This is a genomic window from Streptomyces sp. NPDC001220 (assembly GCF_053597895.1).
Genome location: NZ_JBSFJE010000010.1, coordinates 143,093 through 160,375, shown reverse-complemented (window position 1 = coordinate 160,375; position 17,283 = coordinate 143,093). Strand labels below are relative to the sequence as shown.

At 70.2% G+C, this 17,283-nt stretch carries 16 protein-coding genes and 1 riboswitch; of the genes, 5 read left to right on the top strand and 11 right to left on the bottom strand.

The genetic code is table 11. From position 1 onward, the window contains the following. Positions 1-103: 103 nt before the first annotated feature. The 6 genes from ACWDGI_RS24420 to thrC form a co-directional block, all read right to left on the bottom strand. Positions 104-973 (bottom strand): metallophosphoesterase family protein, encoded by an 870-nt coding sequence (locus ACWDGI_RS24420; RefSeq protein WP_450762275.1) that lies wholly within the window; start codon positions 971-973, stop codon positions 104-106. A gap of 275 nt (positions 974-1,248) precedes the next feature. Further along, the gene (locus ACWDGI_RS24415; RefSeq protein ID WP_450762273.1) at positions 1,249-2,376 is read right to left on the bottom strand and encodes an NADH:flavin oxidoreductase; all 1,128 of its coding nucleotides are present in this window, start codon (positions 2,374-2,376) and stop codon (positions 1,249-1,251) included. 314 nt (positions 2,377-2,690) lie between these two features. Next, complete coding sequence (gene groL / locus ACWDGI_RS24410; RefSeq protein ID WP_351711336.1) at positions 2,691-4,313, bottom strand: chaperonin GroEL; 1,623 nt, start codon at positions 4,311-4,313, stop codon at positions 2,691-2,693. Between the two features lie 370 nt (positions 4,314-4,683). Further along, positions 4,684-4,890, bottom strand: a complete 207-nt coding sequence (locus ACWDGI_RS24405; RefSeq protein ID WP_019057200.1) for a cold-shock protein — start codon at positions 4,888-4,890, stop codon at positions 4,684-4,686. Between the two features lie 459 nt (positions 4,891-5,349). Further along, the gene (locus ACWDGI_RS24400) at positions 5,350-5,625 is read right to left on the bottom strand and encodes a MoaD/ThiS family protein (protein ID WP_450762271.1); all 276 of its coding nucleotides are present in this window, start codon (positions 5,623-5,625) and stop codon (positions 5,350-5,352) included. 46 nt (positions 5,626-5,671) lie between these two features. Then, positions 5,672-6,958 carry a threonine synthase gene (gene thrC, locus ACWDGI_RS24395; RefSeq protein ID WP_450762269.1) on the bottom strand — a complete coding sequence of 429 codons (1,287 nt, stop codon included), beginning with the start codon at positions 6,956-6,958 and terminating at the stop codon, positions 5,672-5,674. Positions 6,959-6,976: 18 nt separating this feature from the next. Beyond that, positions 6,977-7,139, bottom strand: a riboswitch (SAM riboswitch). 157 nt (positions 7,140-7,296) lie between these two features. Here thrC and ACWDGI_RS24390 point away from each other — a divergent pair. Together ACWDGI_RS24390 and ACWDGI_RS24385 are read left to right on the top strand one after the other, a co-directional pair. Then, positions 7,297-8,241 carry a glucosyl-3-phosphoglycerate synthase gene (locus ACWDGI_RS24390; RefSeq protein ID WP_450762267.1) on the top strand — a complete coding sequence of 315 codons (945 nt, stop codon included), beginning with the start codon at positions 7,297-7,299 and terminating at the stop codon, positions 8,239-8,241. A gap of 82 nt (positions 8,242-8,323) precedes the next feature. Then, the gene (locus tag ACWDGI_RS24385) at positions 8,324-9,748 is read left to right on the top strand and encodes an alpha,alpha-trehalose-phosphate synthase (UDP-forming) (RefSeq protein ID WP_450762265.1); all 1,425 of its coding nucleotides are present in this window, start codon (positions 8,324-8,326) and stop codon (positions 9,746-9,748) included. Between the two features lie 76 nt (positions 9,749-9,824). Here ACWDGI_RS24385 and otsB read toward each other — a convergent pair whose 3' ends face one another. The 3 genes from otsB to ACWDGI_RS24370 all read right to left on the bottom strand — a co-directional run bounded on the left by otsB (position 9,825) and on the right by ACWDGI_RS24370 (position 12,255). Next, positions 9,825-10,673, bottom strand: coding sequence for a trehalose-phosphatase (gene otsB, locus ACWDGI_RS24380; protein WP_450762263.1), 849 nt, complete (start codon positions 10,671-10,673; stop codon positions 9,825-9,827). A gap of 95 nt (positions 10,674-10,768) precedes the next feature. After that, positions 10,769-11,002 (bottom strand): DUF3263 domain-containing protein, encoded by a 234-nt coding sequence (locus tag ACWDGI_RS24375; RefSeq protein WP_393842299.1) that lies wholly within the window; start codon positions 11,000-11,002, stop codon positions 10,769-10,771. A 17-nt stretch (positions 11,003-11,019) separates the two neighbouring features. Further along, entirely contained in the window at positions 11,020-12,255 is a 1,236-nt protein-coding gene (locus ACWDGI_RS24370) for an extracellular solute-binding protein (RefSeq protein ID WP_450762261.1), read from the bottom strand. A 156-nt stretch (positions 12,256-12,411) separates the two neighbouring features. On the opposite strand from ACWDGI_RS24370, the gene ACWDGI_RS24365 reads away from it, so the two are divergent. Next, the gene (locus ACWDGI_RS24365; protein ID WP_450762259.1) at positions 12,412-13,353 is read left to right on the top strand and encodes an ROK family protein; all 942 of its coding nucleotides are present in this window, start codon (positions 12,412-12,414) and stop codon (positions 13,351-13,353) included. Then, on the top strand, positions 13,353-14,597 hold the full coding sequence (gene nagA / locus ACWDGI_RS24360) for an N-acetylglucosamine-6-phosphate deacetylase (protein ID WP_450762257.1): 1,245 nt from the start codon (positions 13,353-13,355) through the stop codon (positions 14,595-14,597). Before ACWDGI_RS24365 ends, nagA begins: the two co-directional genes overlap by 1 nt. Positions 14,598-14,658: 61 nt before the next feature. Here nagA and ACWDGI_RS24355 read toward each other — a convergent pair whose 3' ends face one another. Then, entirely contained in the window at positions 14,659-15,477 is an 819-nt protein-coding gene (locus ACWDGI_RS24355) for an alpha/beta fold hydrolase (RefSeq protein WP_450762256.1), read from the bottom strand. A 101-nt stretch (positions 15,478-15,578) separates the two neighbouring features. Next, positions 15,579-16,244 carry a DUF4097 family beta strand repeat-containing protein gene (locus ACWDGI_RS24350; protein WP_450762254.1) on the bottom strand — a complete coding sequence of 222 codons (666 nt, stop codon included), beginning with the start codon at positions 16,242-16,244 and terminating at the stop codon, positions 15,579-15,581. A gap of 234 nt (positions 16,245-16,478) precedes the next feature. On the opposite strand from ACWDGI_RS24350, the gene ACWDGI_RS24345 reads away from it, so the two are divergent. Next, a complete protein-coding gene (locus tag ACWDGI_RS24345) occupies positions 16,479-17,222 on the top strand; it encodes a helix-turn-helix domain-containing protein (RefSeq protein WP_450762252.1) in 744 nt (247 codons plus the stop codon). Positions 17,223-17,283: the final 61 nt, after the last annotated feature.

The following is a 17,283-nucleotide window of genomic DNA, read 5'->3' as shown; positions in this document are numbered from 1 at the left end:
TCGCTTTCGGTGGGGGCGCTGCCGTCATCACGGCCGGTCACTCGTGGAACGTCCGGCACATCGCACGAGTGCCGAACACCACTCACCCGTATGGGTGAACCCGTCAGCCGTACTGGGCGACGAACGCCCTGGCCTGCGCCTCGTCGATCTCATACACCGTCTCATGGGCCCGCGGATCGCGCGCATGGAAGGTGTGGCACAGCGGACCGGCCGGCCCGCCCAGCTCCACCAGCGAGGCCGACGCCCCGCGCACCGCCCGCTCACCGGGCGCCACGGTCAGGTCGATCCGGTTGACGACCCCCGGCGTCACCCACACCGGCACCGACTCCAGCAGGCCGAAGAGCTGCAGGTGGTAGTGGCCGTTGAGGATCATCCGCACATCGCCGCCGCGGATCGCCGCCGCCAGCTCGCCGGGGTCGCGCAGCCCGAAGGCCGGCTGGGTCACCGAGAGGTCCAGGGCGAAGGGCGGGTGGTGGAAGGCGAGGACCGTGCCGTGCTCGGCCGGGGTGCGCAGCACTTCGCGCAGCCACTCCAGCTGGGGCGCGGCCAGCCGGCCGTGGACCCTGCCCGGCACCAGCGAGTCCAGGGTGATGAAGCGCCAGCCGCCGACCGTGCTGACGGCGGCCCGCTCCTCCCCGCCGAACACCTGCTCGGCGCGGTCGGTGCCGTCGGCGTCCAGGTGCCCGCTGCCCAGCACCTTGGCGAAGGCCTCGCGCTCGTCGTGGTTGCCGGTGGTGCACAGGACGGGGATGTTCCGTTCCTGGGCGTACGCGCCGATCAGCGTGCGCAGCGCGGTGTACGCCTCGACCGCGCCGTCGTCGGCCAGGTCGCCGGTGACGACGACCGCGTCGAAGCCGGAGAGGTGGCGCAGTTCGTCGAGCATCAGCCGCAGCGACGCCGTGGCGTTGACGCCACGCTTGTTGGGGGCGTCGGTGCGGTCCAGGTGGGTGTCGGAGAGATGGAGTATCCGCATGCTCGGACGGTACCGGTGAATGCCCCGGCCATCACCGGCCCGTGTGGCACGCGGGTGCCGCTCGTGCCGTACGCGTTCGCCCTCGGGCTCGGCCTGCTGGTCGCGGGCCGGCCCGAGGGCGAACGGGGTGGTACGGCTCAAGTCCTCGACTCAAGCCTTCTGCTCAAGCCATCTGCTCAAGTCCTCGACTCAAGCCTTCTGCTCAAGTCCTCGACTCAAGCCTTCTGCTCAAGCCTTCTGCTCAAGCCCTCTGCTCAAGCCTTCGACTCGGGCTCTCAGCTCAGGCTCTGGAGCGCCGCCGCGTCGTACGACTTCAGTTCCTCCGTGCGTCCGGCCAGCACCTTCGCCGCCCACTCCGGGTCCTGGAGGATGGCGCGGCCGACGGCGACCATGTCGTACTCCTCGCGCTCCAGGCTGTCGAGGAGGTCCTCGATGCCCCGGACCGGGGAGCCCTCGCCCGCGAAGCCCTTGATGAAGTCGCCGTCGAGGCCGACCGAGCCGACGGTGATGGTCGGCTTCCCGGTGAGCTTCTTGGTCCAGCCGGCCAGGTTGAGGTCGGAGTCCTCGAACTCCGGGAGCCAGTAGCGCCGGGTGGAGGCGTGGAAGACGTCGACACCGGCCGCCGCCAGCGGGGTGAGGATCGCCTCCAGCTCCTCCGGGGACTCGGCGAGACGGGCGTCGTAGTTGTCCGACTTCCACTGCGAGTAGCGGAAGATCACCGGGAACTCCGGGGAGACCGCCGCGCGTACGGCGGCCACGATCTCGGCGGCGAACTGGGTACGGGCGACCGGGTCGCCGCCGTACGCGTCGGTACGGCGGTTGGTGCCCGCCCACAGGAACTGGTCGAGGAGGTAGCCGTGGGCGCCGTGCAGCTCGACCCCGTCGAAGCCGATGCGCTCGGCGGCGGCCGCGGCCTCGGCGAACGCGCGGATGACGTCGTCCAGGTCCTGGCGGGTCATCGCCTTGCCCTCGCCCTCGGTGCCGTCCAGGCGGATGCCGGAGGGGCCGACGGCGGGGGCGTCCGCGAACGGCGGCTGGCCCTGCTTGCGGACCATGCCGATGTGCCACAGCTGCGGGACGATGGTGCCGCCGGCCGCGTGTACGCCCTCGGCGACCTTCGCCCAGCCCGCCAGCTGCTCCTCGCCGTGGAACCGCGGGATGCGGCTGCTCTGCCCGGCCGAGTCGTGACCGACGTACGTGCCCTCGGTGACGATCAGGCCGACACCGGCGGCGGCCCGGCGGGCGTAGTACGAGACCACGTCCTCGCCGGGGACGCCGCCCGGGCTGAACTGGCGGGTCATCGGCGCCATCACGATCCGGTTGGGGACGGTGAGTCCGTTCAGGGCGATCGGACGGGAGAGGATCTCGGCCGCGCGGGAGGCGGGGGGCGTGGTGACGGTCACGTGGGGGGCTCCTCGCGAGTGTGCTGTAGACCGGACGGTATGTGCACACGCATCGAGTGCACGTACGTGCACAACGACCGGCCCAGGCATACCCATTCCCGCCCCCACCCGAAAGCCGTGTGACTCCGGACACGGACGGCGCGGGCCCCGGAGTCCATGAGCGGGGCCCGGACGTCCTGCTCTTCCGCCCCGCTTCAGGTACGCGCCGAAGGTGCGGTACCTGGTCCGTGAGCGGCGCGAACGCCCGAGGGCGGTACCCCCTGTCGGAACAGGGGGTACCGCCCTCGGTCAGGACGAGCGATCGACAGAGTCGATCAGAAGTCCATGTCACCGCCCGGCATGCCGCCCGGAGCGGCCGCGGCGGCCTTCTCCGGCTTGTCGGCGATGACGGCCTCGGTGGTGAGGAACAGCGCGGCGATGGAGGCGGCGTTCTGCAGGGCAGAGCGGGTCACCTTCGCCGGGTCGATGATGCCCTCGGCGATCATGTCGACGTACTCGCCGGTCGCGGCGTTCAGGCCGTGGCCGACCTGAAGGTTGCGCACCTTCTCGACGACGACGCCACCCTCGAGACCACCGTTGACGGCGATCTGCTTGAGCGGGGCCTCCAGGGCGAGCTTCACGGCGTTGGCGCCGGTCGCCTCGTCACCCTCGAGCTCCAGCTTCTCGAACACCTGGGAGGCCTGGAGCAGGGCCACGCCACCACCGGCGACGATGCCCTCCTCGACGGCCGCCTTCGCGTTGCGAACGGCGTCCTCGATGCGGTGCTTGCGCTCCTTGAGCTCGACCTCGGTCGCGGCACCGGCCTTGATGACGGCGACGCCACCGGCGAGCTTGGCCAGGCGCTCCTGGAGCTTCTCGCGGTCGTAGTCCGAGTCGGACTGCTCGATCTCGGCGCGGATCTGGTTGACCCGGCCCTGGACCTGCTCGGTGGAGCCGGCGCCGTCGACGATGGTGGTCTCGTCCTTCGTGATGACCACCTTGCGGGCGCGGCCCAGCAGGTCGAGGGTCGTGTTCTCCAGCTTGAGACCGACCTCCTCGGAGATGACCTCGCCGCCGGTGAGGATGGCGATGTCGTTCAGCATCGCCTTGCGACGGTCGCCGAAGCCCGGGGCCTTGACCGCGACGGACTTGAAGGTGCCGCGGATCTTGTTGACGACCAGGGTCGACAGGGCCTCGCCCTCGACGTCCTCGGCGATGATCAGCAGCGGCTTGCCCGACTGCATGACCTTCTCCAGGAGCGGGAGCAGGTCCTTGACGGAGCCGATCTTCGAGTTGGCGATCAGGATGTACGGGTCGTCGAGGGACGCCTCCATACGCTCCATGTCGGTGGCGAAGTACGCCGAGATGTAGCCCTTGTCGAAGCGCATACCCTCGGTGAGCTCCAGCTCCAGACCGAAGGTCTGGGACTCCTCGACGGTGATGACGCCTTCCTTGCCGACCTTGTCCATGGCCTCGGCGATGAGCTCGCCGATCTGGGTGTCGGCGGCGGAGATGGAGGCCGTGGAGGCGATCTGCTCCTTGGTCTCGACGTCCTTCGCCTGCTCCAGGAGGGCACCGGAGACGGCCTCGACGGCCTTCTCGATACCGCGCTTCAGGGCCATCGGGTTGGCGCCGGCGGCGACGTTGCGCAGGCCTTCCTTGACCAGGGCCTGGGCGAGCACGGTCGCGGTGGTCGTACCGTCACCGGCGACGTCGTCCGTCTTCTTGGCGACTTCCTTGACCAGCTCGGCGCCGATCTTCTCGTACGGGTCCTCCAGCTCGATCTCCTTGGCGATGGACACACCATCGTTGGTGATCGTGGGGGCGCCCCACTTCTTCTCAAGGACGACGTTGCGGCCCTTGGGGCCGAGGGTGACCTTGACGGCGTCGGCGAGCTGGTTCATACCGCGCTCAAGGCCGCGCCGCGCCTCCTCGTCGAACGCGATGATCTTGGCCATGTGAAGTGGTCCCTCCAGGACTGGGGGTGAGTCTTCGGACCGCGCCCGCGCCCGCGACGGACGGCTCGCCGACCCGTGGGTTCCTTGCCCCACCCGGCCTGCGGGCCTCACCGACCCGGTCCATTTTTGTCACTCTCACCTTCAGAGTGCTAACGCCAATGATTAGCACTCGCCCATGCCGAGTGCAAGCGCCTCCGGGAGACTGGGCCGCGCCAGGGCCGCGCTCGGGGCGGCGCGCCAGGGCCGCCCCCCGGTGGTGCGCCGGCCCACTCGTCCCGCGCATGCCAAAGGGCTCGTAACCCATGACTCCCCATGGGATACGAGCCCTCCGACAATGAAAGAAGAACGACGCTGTCAGTCGGCGCGTGCTTCAGCTGGTCGCGAGCCGGACCATGTCCGCCTGCGGCCCCTTCTGGCCCTGCGAGATCTCGAAATCGACCCGCTGACCTTCCTCCAGGGTGCGGTAGCCGTCCATCTGAATCGCACTGTAGTGGACGAAAACATCCGCACCACCGTCGACCGCGATGAAGCCGTACCCCTTCTCCGCGTTGAACCACTTGACGGTGCCCTGAGCCATGCCTAACTCCCCTATTACTGGCCCTTGCACAGATCCACACTTCGCGGATCCGGGTCAGACCTCACCCCCCAATGGTTGGGGGCGTGCGCCGGAACGCGTCGACCGCGGCTGAATGTATCTGTCCAACTGCCGTCTGCAACAGGTCAATCGGACGAGAATTCTGGACGGGAAGGGTCCGGAATGTAGCAAGAATTCGGCCGAATTCAGGGCAAGTCGGGCCCCATAAAAGCCGCGAAAGCCGCATATAACCCGCACACTTTGGCTACTTCTTGTCGGGTCAGCGGTATCGAATACAGGGCTCCCGACCTGGAGATCGGGACCGTGTTCCCCAACTGTACCGCGCTCAACCACACAGAATTGCCCCCTCCGCTTCTCTCACGGAGGGGGCAATCGAATGAACAGTGGGTGATCGGCGTTACCGAAGGTAATGTTCGGTCATTCGATCAGCCTGTCAGCAGGTCAGCCGCCGGCCACGGCCGGGATGATGGAGACGCCGGCACCGTCCGGGGTGGCCGTCTGAAGTCCCTGCTCGAACCGCACGTCGTCGTCATTGACGTACACATTCACGAACCGGCGCAGCTTGCCCTCGTCGTCGAGAACACGGCCGGCGATCCCGGTGTGGTTCTTCTCCAGGTCGGAGATGACCTCGCCGAGGGTGCCGCCTTCGGCGCTGACTTCGGCCTGACCACCGGTGTAGGTGCGCAGGATGGTGGGGATGCGAACGGTGACGCTCACGTTTGAACCTCCGATCGGGGCAACGCCCTGGTTTCCAACAGCTGTCTCAGGCGAGCCCGGCCTCGCGGAAAGACTCGAGATTCGGGCGGATAGTCGCCGTGAGCCCGGTCCCCGCCACGGCGTCCAGCGTCTTCAGTCCATCACCCGTGTTGAGTACAACGATCGACTTCGCCGGATCGATCAGCCCATTCTCGATGAGCTTCCTGGTGACTCCGACCGTCACCCCGCCCGCGGTCTCCGCGAAGATTCCCTCGGTCCGCGCGAGCAGCTTGATCGCGTCGACGACCTGCTCGTCGGTGACGTCCTCCACCGCACCGCCGGTACGGCGCGCGATGTCCAGGACGTACGGCCCGTCGGCCGGGTTGCCGATGGCCAGCGACTTGGCGATGGTGTTCGGCTTCTGCGGCCGCACCACGTCGTGGCCCGCCTTGTAGGCCACCGACACCGGCGAGCATCCCTCGGCCTGCGCGCCGAAGATCTTGTACGGCCTGTCCTCGACGAGCCCGAGCTTGATCAGCTCCTGCAGCCCCTTGTCGATCTTCGTGAGCTGCGAGCCGGAGGCGATCGGGACGACCAGCTGGTCCGGGATCCGCCAGCCGAGCTGCTCGCAGATCTCGTACGCCAGGGTCTTGGAGCCCTCCGCGTAGTACGGCCGCAGGTTGACGTTGACGAAGCCCCAGCCCTCGCCGGCCGAGTCGCCGATCAGCTCGGAGCAGAAACGGTTCACGTCGTCGTAGTTGCCCTCGATGCCGACGAGCTCGCCGCCGTAGATCGCGGCCATGACGATCTTGCCCTGCTCCAGGTCGTGCGGGATGAACACGCAGGAGCGGAAGCCGGCCCGGGCGGCGGCGGCGCCGACCGCCCCGGCCAGGTTGCCGGTGGAGGAGCAGGAGAGCGTGGTGTAGCCGAAGGCGCGCGCGGCCTCGACGGCCTGGGCGACGACCCGGTCCTTGAAGGAGTGCGTCGGGTTGCCGGAGTCGTCCTTGACGTACAGGCCGCCGGTGACGCCGAGCTCCTTCGCCAGGTTGTCGGCCTGGACGAGCTTGGTCCAGCCCGGGTTGATGTTCGGCTTGGTCGCCACGTCCGCGGGGACGGGCAGCAGCGGCGCGTAACGCCAGATGTTCGCGGGACCCGCTTCGATCCGCTTCCGCAGCTCCTCGGTGTCGTAGGCCGAGAAGTCGTACGCGATTTCGAGCGGGCCGAAACACTCCTCGCAGGCGAACACCGGGCCGAGCGGCACGCGGTGGCCGCACTCGCGGCAGCTCAGGGCAGTGGCGGGACCGAGGTCGACGGTCGTGGAGTCGGTGGTGGTCGCAGCAGTCTGCACAGCCATGTGAGGCGAGGCCCTTTCTCCTCATCTTCCTCACGACGCATCTCGCCGTGAGACGGATTTGGCACCTTCCCTAGCCGGGAGCCTCGCGAGTGATCGACAGTGATCAGCGATCAGCGAGTAACCGACTGGAGGGTTGCCGGGGCTTCATCGGGCCGTATCCCTCTGCCCCTCTGGATGAGCGGTATGCGGTTGTCAACGACCGGTGACCCCAGGACATGCGATGGTCATCGGCGTTGTTCAAGACTGTAACCGAAGGCCAGGACAGTTGAGAGAGTCGTCCGAACCGCGAGATGGATCACACCTCGCAGTGTGATCGTGACAGTGAGGAGCCGCTGACTGTGCTGGAAGAAGTCGAGCGCTGGCTGGCCACCCGCTCCTGGTCCATGAACGACCGCCCGCTGCACCGGATACTCGCCGCCAAGCAGCGCACCGGACAGTCCGTCTCCGTGGTGCTGCCCGCGCTCAACGAGGAGGCGACCGTCGGCGACATCGTCGCGATCATCCGTCACGACCTGATGCGGCAGGCGCCGCTCGTCGACGAGCTCGTGGTCGTCGACTCCGGCTCCACCGACCGTACGGCGGCGGTGGCCGCGGCGGCCGGCGCCCGGGTCGTGCACCGCGACACGATCCTGCCGCGCATCCCCACCGTCCCCGGCAAGGGCGAGGTCCTCTGGCGCTCCCTCCTCGTCACCACCGGGGACATCGTCTGCTTCGTCGACGCAGACCTGCGGGAGTTCTCCTCCGACTTCGTCACCGGGATCGTCGGCCCGCTGCTGACCGACCCGGACGTGGACCTGGTCAAGGCGATGTACGACCGCCCGCTCGCCGGCTCGGCCGGACAGGGCGGCAGGGTCACCGAACTGATGGCCCGCCCGCTGCTGAACATGCACTGGCCGCAGCTGGCCGGGTTCGTCCAGCCGCTCGGCGGCGAGTACGCGGCCCGCCGCTCGCTCCTCGAACAGCTCCCCTTCCCGGTCGGCTACGGCGTGGAACTGGGCATGCTGGTCGACGCCCTGCACCTGGTGGGCCTGGACGCCCTCGCCCAGGTCGACGTGGGGGTCCGCAAACACCGTCACCAGGACGGCCAGGCCCTCGGCCGGATGTCCGCCGCGATCTACCGCACGGCCCAGCTGCGGCTGGCCCGCGGCCACCTGATCCGCCCCTCCCTCACCCAGTTCGAGCGGGGTGAGGACGGCTTCGAACCGCGCACCTACTCCGTGGACACCGAGGAACGGCCGCCGATGGCGGAGATCGCCGAGTACGCCGAGCGCCGGGTGGCGTGACTTCGTCGTACGGCCGTATACGGCGGCGCGTCGGGCGTAGCCGTACGTTTGAGCGTTTCCGGGCCGGGCTAGGTTGTGGCGTATGGCTTCCACCGGCGGTGCTGAGGTGCTGGTCGCGTCCAACCGCGGCCCGGTTTCGTATGACGTGGGCGAAGGCGGTGCCCTGCACGCCAGACGCGGCGGCGGCGGGCTGGTCTCGGGGCTGTCGGCGATCGGGCCGGACGCGAACGCGGTGTGGGTGTGCGCGGCGCTGAGCGACGGTGACCGGGAGGCGGTGCGGCGGGCCGAGGGCGGCCGGCTGCCGGCCGGGGACACCGGCGGACAGCAGGTCCGGATGCTCGACATCGACCCGGACGTGTTCTCGGACGCGTACAACGGCATCGCGAACTCGGTGCTCTGGTTCGTCCACCACATGCTCTACCAGACCCCGCTGGAGCCGGTCTTCGACGCGGAGTTCCGGCAGCGGTGGGCGTCGTACCAGGCCTACAACCAGGCGTTCGCGGAGGCGCTGGCGCAGGAGGCGGGCCAGGGCGCGGTGGTCGTCATCCAGGACTACCACCTGGCGCTGGCCCCGCGGATGCTGCGCCGGCTGCGGCCGGATCTCCGTATCGGCCATTTCTCCCACACCCCGTGGGCACCGCCGGACTACTTCCGGCTGCTCCCCGACGACATCGCGGCGGAGCTGCTGAGCGGGATCCTGGGCGCCGATCACGCGGCGTTCCTGACCCGGCGGTGGGCGGACGCGTTCGTGGCCTGCTGTCACGCGGTGCTGGGCCCGGGGATCCCGACGGCCGGGGAGACCCGGATCGGGGTGCACGGGCTGGGGGCCGACGCGGAGTTCCTGCGGAAGCGGTCCCACGAGCCGGACGTGGACGAGCGGATGCGGGCGCTGCGCGAGGAGATCGGGGAGGGCCGCAGGACGATCGTCCGGGTGGACCGGACCGAGCTGTCGAAGAACATCGTGCGGGGGCTGCTGGCGTACCGGCAGCTGCTCGACGACCACCCCGAGTGGCGGGAGCGGGTGGTGCATGTCGCGTTCGCGTATCCGTCGCGGCAGGACCTCGCGGTGTACCGCGACTACACGGCCGAGGTGCAGCGGGTCGCGGACGAGATCAACGCGGCGTACGGGACGGCGGGTTGGACGCCGGTGGTGCTGCATGTGAAGGACGACTTCGCGAGGTCGCTGGCGGCCTACCGGCTGGCCGACGTGGCCCTGGTGAACCCGATCCGGGACGGCATGAACCTGGTCGCCAAGGAGATCCCGGTGGTCTCGGACGAGGGGTGCGTGCTGGTGCTGTCGCGGGAGGCGGGGGCGTACGAGGAGCTGGGCGAGGACGCCGTCGTCGTGAACCCGTACGACATCGGAGGGACGGCCGCGGCTCTGCAGCAGGCGTTGGCCATGGGGGTGGAGGAGCGGGCGGAGCGGACGAAGCGGTTGGCCGCGGCGGCCACCGCGTTGCCGCCTGCGGCTTGGTTCCTTGAGCAGTTGGGGGCGTTGGGCGGGTGAGTTTCCCGGCTGCGGGCCGGTGGAGGCTGGTCGCGCCCACGCGGCGGAGCCGCATATGAATACAGTCCCGCGCCCCTTAAGGGGCGCTCAGCTCGGCCAGGGTTTGCAGTAGCCGTACGACTTCCTCCGGGCCGTCGACCACCAGGTCCGACCGCTCCGCGAGTTCGGTGACCTCCTCGCTGCCGCTGCATACGAGGAGGCCGGGGGTGCCCTCCGCCCGTAGTTTCTCCACGGCCGCGAAGGCCGGGATGTCGCCCAGGTCGTCGCCCGCGTAGAGGACCGCGCCCGCGCCGATCTCTCGCGCGTACTCGCGCAGCGCGACGCCCTTGTCCATGCCCGGCGGGCGCAGTTCCAGGACCAGGCGGCCCGGTTCGACGATCAGGGCGTGGCGGGTGGCCAGGTCGGTCAGGGGGGCGCGGAGGGACTCGAAGGCAGCCTGGGGGTCGTCGGCCCGGCGGGTGTGGACGGCGACGGCATGGCCCTTGTCCTCGATCCAGGCGCCGTGCGCCCCCGCGCCGTCGAGCACGGCCGGGAGTTCGGCGCGGACGGCGGCGATGCCGGGGTGCGGCGGGGGCGCGGTGATCTCACCGGTCGCCGCGTCCCAGCGCTCGGCACCGTAGTGGCCGAGGACGACGAGGTGGTCCAGGCCGGGGACGCCGGCGAAACCGCCGTAGCGGACGGCGATCTCGACGGGACGGCCGGTGATGACGGCGACTGCGGCCACCTTCGGCGCGAGGGCGGCCAGGGCCGGTACGGCGTCCGGATGAGCCCGCGCCTGCTCGGGGTCGGCGACGATCGACGCGAGCGTGCCGTCGAAGTCGAGACCGACGAGGGCGGAGCGGGGCCGCGAGAGCAGGGCCTCGAGCCCTTCGCGACCAGCGGGGGTGCGTGGCGTCGGAAGGGATTGCGTGGAGTGGGTGCCCATGCAACCGACAGTATCCGAGCGCCCCTTAAGGGGCGCGGGGAACTGCGCGCTCAACCCCCACCGGCCCGCGGATCCCACCCGGCCCACAGCCCCTCTCAGCGGTCCGTCCGCCGCGCGTCCCGCACCCTTCGCAGCCTGTTCACCGTCACCGGGTCATGGGCCAGCGCCCGCTCGTCGTCGAGCAGGGCGTTGAGGAGCTGGTAGTAGCGCACCGGCGCCAGGTCCAGTTCCTCGCGGATCGCCCGTTCCTTCGCGCCGGGGCTCGGAAAGCCCCGGCGTTCCAGGGCGAGGATCGCCTGTTCGCGTGCGCCCAGTTCTTGCCGGTCCATGCCGAGAACCGTAACGCTCAGCCCGTGTTGGTACGGCTGTCCGCCGCCGCGGCCTCGGACTGGAGCCGGGTGAGTACGGCGGTCGGGTCGCCCGTGGACGTGACCGCCGTGCCTATCTGCTCCTTGACGTCGGCGCTGACCGCGGCCCAGGAGGTCTTTCCGGCCGGGTACAGCTCGGAGGTCGGCAGCTGCTCCAGGAAGGGGAGCAGCTGCTTGTCCTGGGCCTGGGGGGAGTCGGTCATCGTCTGGGACGCGGACGTGGTGACCGGCAGCAGGCCGTACTCGCGGGAGAAGTCGAGGACGTTCTTCTCGCTGTAGACGTAGTCGAGGAAGTCGCCGACCTGGTCCGCGTGGCCGTTCTGCTTGAACGCCGCCATCCAGTCGGTGACGCCCATGGAAGCGGTGGTGTTGGTCTGGCCGGAGCGGGCCGGCATCGGGACCGTGCCGAACTTCACGCCCTTCTTCTCGGCCTGCTTGATGAGCGTGGGGTGGCCGTTGAGCATGCCGACCTGGCCGTCGGCGAACGCGGCGAACGCCGTCGCGCGGTTCAGCTTTCCGGGCGCCGTCGGCCCGGTCAGGCCCTTGCCCACCAGCTCGTCCTTGAGCCACTTGAAGGTGTCGATGTTCTGCGCGGAGTCGATCGTGTACGTGCCGATGTCGTCGGTGTAGCCGCTGCCGCCGCTGAGCAGCCACTGCATGGTCTCCGCCTGCGCCTCCTCGGGGCCGAGCGGCAGCGCGTACGGGTACTTCACCCCGTGCGCCTTGAGCGCCTCCGCGTCGGCCGCCAGCTCCTTCCAGGTGGTCGGCGGGGTGATGCCGGCCTCGCTGAAGAGGGTCTTGTTGTAGAAGAGGACGCGCGTGGACCCGGCGAAAGGTATGCCGTACTGCGCGTGGTTCCACTGGCCCGCCTCGGCGAGCTGGGAGGGGAAGTCGGCCTGGACCGGGATGGAGAGCAGGTCCCCGGCCTCGTACAGCTCGCCGGCGGCCGCGTAGTCGGCGTACGAGCCGATCTGGGCGAGGTCGGGCGCCTGCCCGTCGGCGACCATCTCCTTGACCTTGCGGTCGACGTCGTTCCACGAGTAGACGGTGACGTCGACCTTCACGTCGGCGTGCTTGGCCTCGTACGCCCTGGCCAGCCGGTCCCAGTACTTCTGGGAGCTGTTGGCGGCGGAGTCTCCGTAGTCGGCGGCGACGAGTCTGAGGGTGACGTCCGAGGATCCGGTCGTCCCACAGCCACCAAGGACCGCTGTCATGCCCGTTGCGGACACCACCGCGATCATTCCTGCCCTACGCCGCCGCACGTGTACTGCCCCTGTCTGACCGTCTCGCTGTTCAACATGTGGACCCACAAGGTCTACACCACGTAAGTGGACTAGACCTCTTGCGGGTCGGAGGGCCACACTGTTCCCGTGAGACATGTCATCGCCCTGGACGTGGGCGGCACCGGAATGAAGGCCGCGCTGGTCGGGCCGGACGGCGAGCTGCTCCACCAGGACCGCCGGGCGACCGGCCGCGACCGCGGTCCCGAGGCCGTCGTCGCCGCCATCCTCGACTTCGCCGCCGACCTGTACGCGTACGGCGAGAAGCACTTCGGCGAGGGTGCGGCCGCGGCCGGCCTCGCCGTACCCGGCATAGTCGACGAGCCGAACGGCGTCGCCGTCTTCTCGGCCAACCTCGGCTGGCGCGACGTACCCCTGCGCGCCCTGCTCGCCGACCGCCTCGGCATCCCGGTCGCCCTCGGCCACGACGTGCGCACCGGCGGCCTGGCCGAGGGCCGGCTCGGTGCGGGCAAGGGCGCGGACCGCTTCTTCTTCGTGGCGCTCGGCACCGGTATCGCGGGCGGCTTCGGCCTGGACGGCCGGGTGGAGTCGGGCGCGCACGGCTTCGCGGGCGAGATCGGCCACATCGTCGTACGACCGCAGGGCCTGCCGTGTCCGTGCGGGCAGCGCGGCTGCCTGGAGCGGTACGCGTCGGCGGCCGCGGTGAGCGAGGCGTGGGCGAAGGCCGGCGGTGATCCGGACGCGGGCGCGGCGGGCTGCGCGAAGTCCGTCACGTCCGGGGACCCGAACGCCGTCCGGGTGTGGGGAGAGGCGCTGGCCGCCCTGGCCGACGGCCTGGTCACGGCCCTCACCCTGCTGGACCCACGCGTCCTGATCATCGGCGGCGGCCTGGCGGAGGCGGGGGATGTCCTGTTCGAGCCGCTGCGGGAGGCCGTACGCGACCGAGTGACGTTCCAGAAACTGCCGCACATCGTCCCGGCCGCCCTGGGAGACACGGCGGGCTGCCTGGGGGCCGGCCTGCTCGCCCAGGACTTGTTGAAGACGACGACTACTCCGGAGGTAACCCCCTGATGGCTGCGAACGAGCCGCACTACAGCGCGCCCCTGGGGGCGCGGGGAACTGCGCGACCAGCCACAACACACCCGCAGCCGGGGTCGAACGGCCTGGTCCTCGACGGCGCCCGGGTAGTCCTCCCGACCGGAGTCGTCGACAAGGGCCAAGTGGTCGTCGACGGCACGAGAATCGCCGCCACCGCCCCGGAAAACGCCCAGGTCGTCGACGTCACCGGCCACTGGCTCCTCCCAGGATTCGTCGACATCCACAACCACGGCGGCGGCGGAGCCTCCTTCAGCTCCGGCACCGCGGAGCAGGTCCTCACCGGCGTCCACACGCACCGCGTGCACGGCACCACCACCCTCGTCGTCTCCACCGTCACCGACGACATGGACGTCCTCGGCCGCCAGGCCGGCCTGCTCTCGGAGCTGGCCGAGCAGGGGGAGATCGCCGGCATCCACTTCGAGGGCCCGTTCATCTCCCCGTGCCGCAAGGGCGCGCACTCCGAGGCGCTGCTGCGCGACCCGGACCCGGCGGAGGTCCGCAAGCTGGTCGACGCGGCGCGCGGCCACGCCAGGATGGTGACGCTGGCCACCGAACTCCCGGGCGGCATCGAGTCCGTACGGCTGCTCGCCGAGCACGGCGTGATCGCCGCCGTCGGCCACACCGACGCGTCGTACGAGCAGACGCTGGAGGCGATCGACGCGGGCGCCACGGTCGCCACCCACCTCTTCAACGCGATGCCGCAGATCGGCCACCGCGCCCCCGGCCCGATCGCCGCCCTCCTGGAGGACGAGCGGGTCACCGTCGAGCTGATCAACGACGGCACCCATCTCCACCCGGCCGCCCTGCAGTTGGCCTTCCACCACGCCGGCCCGGACCGGGTCGCGTTCATCACGGACGCCATGGACGCGGCGGGCAGCGGTGACGGCCGCTATCTGCTGGGCCCGCTGGAGGTCGAGGTCACCGACGGGGTCGCCCGGCTGGTGGAGGGCGGGTCCATCGCCGGCTCCACGCTGACGCTGGACCGCGCGCTGCGGCGGGCGGTGACCATCGACAAGCTCCCCGTCGAGCATGCCGTCGCCGCACTGTCCGCCAACCCGGCGCGACTGCTGGGCCGTTACGACCGCGTCGGCTCCCTGGAGCCCGGCAAGGACGCCGACCTGCTCGTCCTGGACGCCGACTTCACGCTCAAGGGCGTGATGCGACAGGGCGCGTGGGTGGTCGTACCCGAGCTTCCGTCGGCCGCCGCGCCGCGCTGAGACGGCGGGCCCCGCCACCTGGATGCCGTGGCGGGGCCCGGCCCGGCAACTGCGCGCGTCCTCAGCTCCGTTCGCGGTCGAGAACGGCGACCTCGCGTACCGCATCCGCGACGGCCCGGAAGTCCTTCTTCAGGATCGCCCCGTGGTTGCTGGCGACCTTCGCGCTGAGCCGGATGTTCGGGTTCCTGTCGAACACCTGGTCAAGGGCGGCGCGGATCTCCTCCTGTTCGTCGCCCTTGCTGCCGAGGGACGACCCGGAAGCGAGCACGTACCGCACCGGAACGCTGATGGCGTCCAGCACGGGACCCAGCTCGCGTTCCCGGGAGAGCCTGCCGAGCTCGATGTTGGAGTCCGCCATCTGCGCGGGGTTCAGCCGCGGGGTCAGGCCGGTCGGACGCAGCAGCGGCATGAACCAGCCCATCCGCCGGAACAGCTTCCGGATCCGCTGCTCCATGGCGTCGTCCAGCCAGTCGTGCGGTGCCGCGCCGTCGACCAGGACCGCGCCCAGGGCACGCTCCGGGTTCCGGGCCGCCCAGTGTGCCCCGACGACCGCCCCGTAGGACCAGCCCACCACCAGCGCCCGGTCCACACCTCTGGCCGCGAGAACGGCGTCGACGTCCCGCATGGCGGCCTCGAAGGAGTAGTCCGCCGAGCGCCCGGACTTCCGGCCGCGGGCCCGTTCGTCGTAGGTGATGTGCCGCCACTGCGGCCCCAGTTCGGCGACAACCCGCCTCCAGTACCCCTGCGTGGCGAACTGGCCGTTGAGGTAGACCACCGGGATGCCGCTACCGCCGCTGTCGGTGACGGCCAGGGCCGTGTCGTCGACCGGCACCATGCCGGTCCACCGCGAACCGGCCGCGGAAGTGCTGTCCTTCATCATGTGTCCCCCTGCTTGGTCGTGTGAGCGTGTCGGGTGCGGCTCCCGCGGGCCCCCCGCGGATCGCGGCGGGGCCCGGCCGGGATGGTCCTGGTGCTGCTTTCTCAGATGCTGCGGGCGGTGATGTCGCCGCGTGAGGTGGTGGCGCGGATGTCGAGTTCGGCGGTGCCGTCGTTCTTGAGGGCGTTGCTGACACGCCCGTAGCCGGTTCCGGCGTCGAGGGCGGCCGAGACGCCGGCCGCGGCGCCGACCGAGATGTCGCCGTCCTGGGTGCGGAGCACGACCGCGCCGCGTACGGCCTCGGTGATCCGGATGTCGCCCCTGGCGGTGCTGATCTCCGCGGGGCCGCCCAGCCGGCCGATCTCGACGTCGCCGTCGAGTGCGGTGAGGCGGACGCTCGCGGCCTCGTCGATCTTGATCTGGCGGTACGCGCCCTCGAACACGACGTCACCGAGGCGTCCGACACCGCGCAGCTCGGCACCGCTGGTGTTGGCCTCGACACGGGAGCCGGCGGGCAGCTGGACGGTGACCTCCAGGGATCCGGACGGTCCGAAGAGCTGGTTGCCGGAGGCCGCGGCCGTGATCCGCAGGACGCCGTCGGCGTAGTCGACGGTGGCCTGCTTGGCGGCCTCGGCGTCCCGGCTCTTGGCGGGGTTGGCGGGCCGGACCTCGACGGTGGTGTCGGCGCGGTCCGCGGCGATGAGCTGGACGCGTCCGGCGGGGATCTCCAGGACGACGGAGACCGGGGCGGTGGTGTCGAACTTCTGCATCGTCTTCTCCTGTGACTCGCTGTTTCCGATGAAGGAAAAGCTACGTTGCGTTCACTGATCAGGCAACAGACTCGTTGCGCTGAATAGCCGTTTACCCAGCTCACGGCCTAGAAAGTGTTGCATTGACTCTAGAGATGAACGCAACGGCGACGGTGCGCGCGTTGCAATGAATTGAAAGTGAACGCTATGCTGGGACCGACGGCAGGACCGCCGAGGGCACGAAGGAGACCGCCGATGCCGGGAGGCAGACTCACCCAGCAGGAACGCCAGCAGATCGCGCTGGGACTGGCCGACGGCCTCGCCTACGCCGAGATCGCCCGCCGCCTCGACCGTCCGACCTCGACGGTCACCCGCGAGGTGATGCGCAACGGCGGGCCCACCGGCTACCGCGCCGACCTGGCCCACCGCGCCACCGAACACCGCGCCCACCGGAGCAGGCAGAAGACCGCGCCCGAAGTCGCCGGGGCTCCGGCGCCGGCCCACGGACGCGACCCCGAGGCCGTGCGGGAGTACGAGGAAACCCTGACCACCGTCATGATGGCTTCGGGCATGACGACGATGCCCGCCCGCGTCATGGCCTCCCTCACCCTCACCGACACCGGCAGCCTCACCGCGGCCGAACTCGTCGAGCGCCTGAAGGTCAGCCCGGCGTCCGTCTCCAAGGCGATCGCGTTCCTGGAGAGCCAGGGACTCGCCCGCCGGGAACAGGGCGAGGGCCGCCGCGAGCGCTATGTCGTCGACGACGACATCTGGTACCAGTCGATGATGGCCAGCGCCCGGTCCACCGCCCAGATCGTCGAGATCGCCCGGCAGGGCGTCGGCGTCCTCGTCCCCGGCACCCCGGCCGCCACCCGCCTGGAGAACATCGCCCGCTTCCTCGACTTCGTCAGCGAGAGCATCGCCCGCGCGGCGGAGCAGGCCCGCGAGATCCTCCACACCAAGCCCGAGGCGACCTCCCTCGACGGACCTGAACTCTAGGCCGCCCGCCGTCTCTTTGGCATGATCGAGACCCCCGACGGACGGCACGGGCATGCACGAC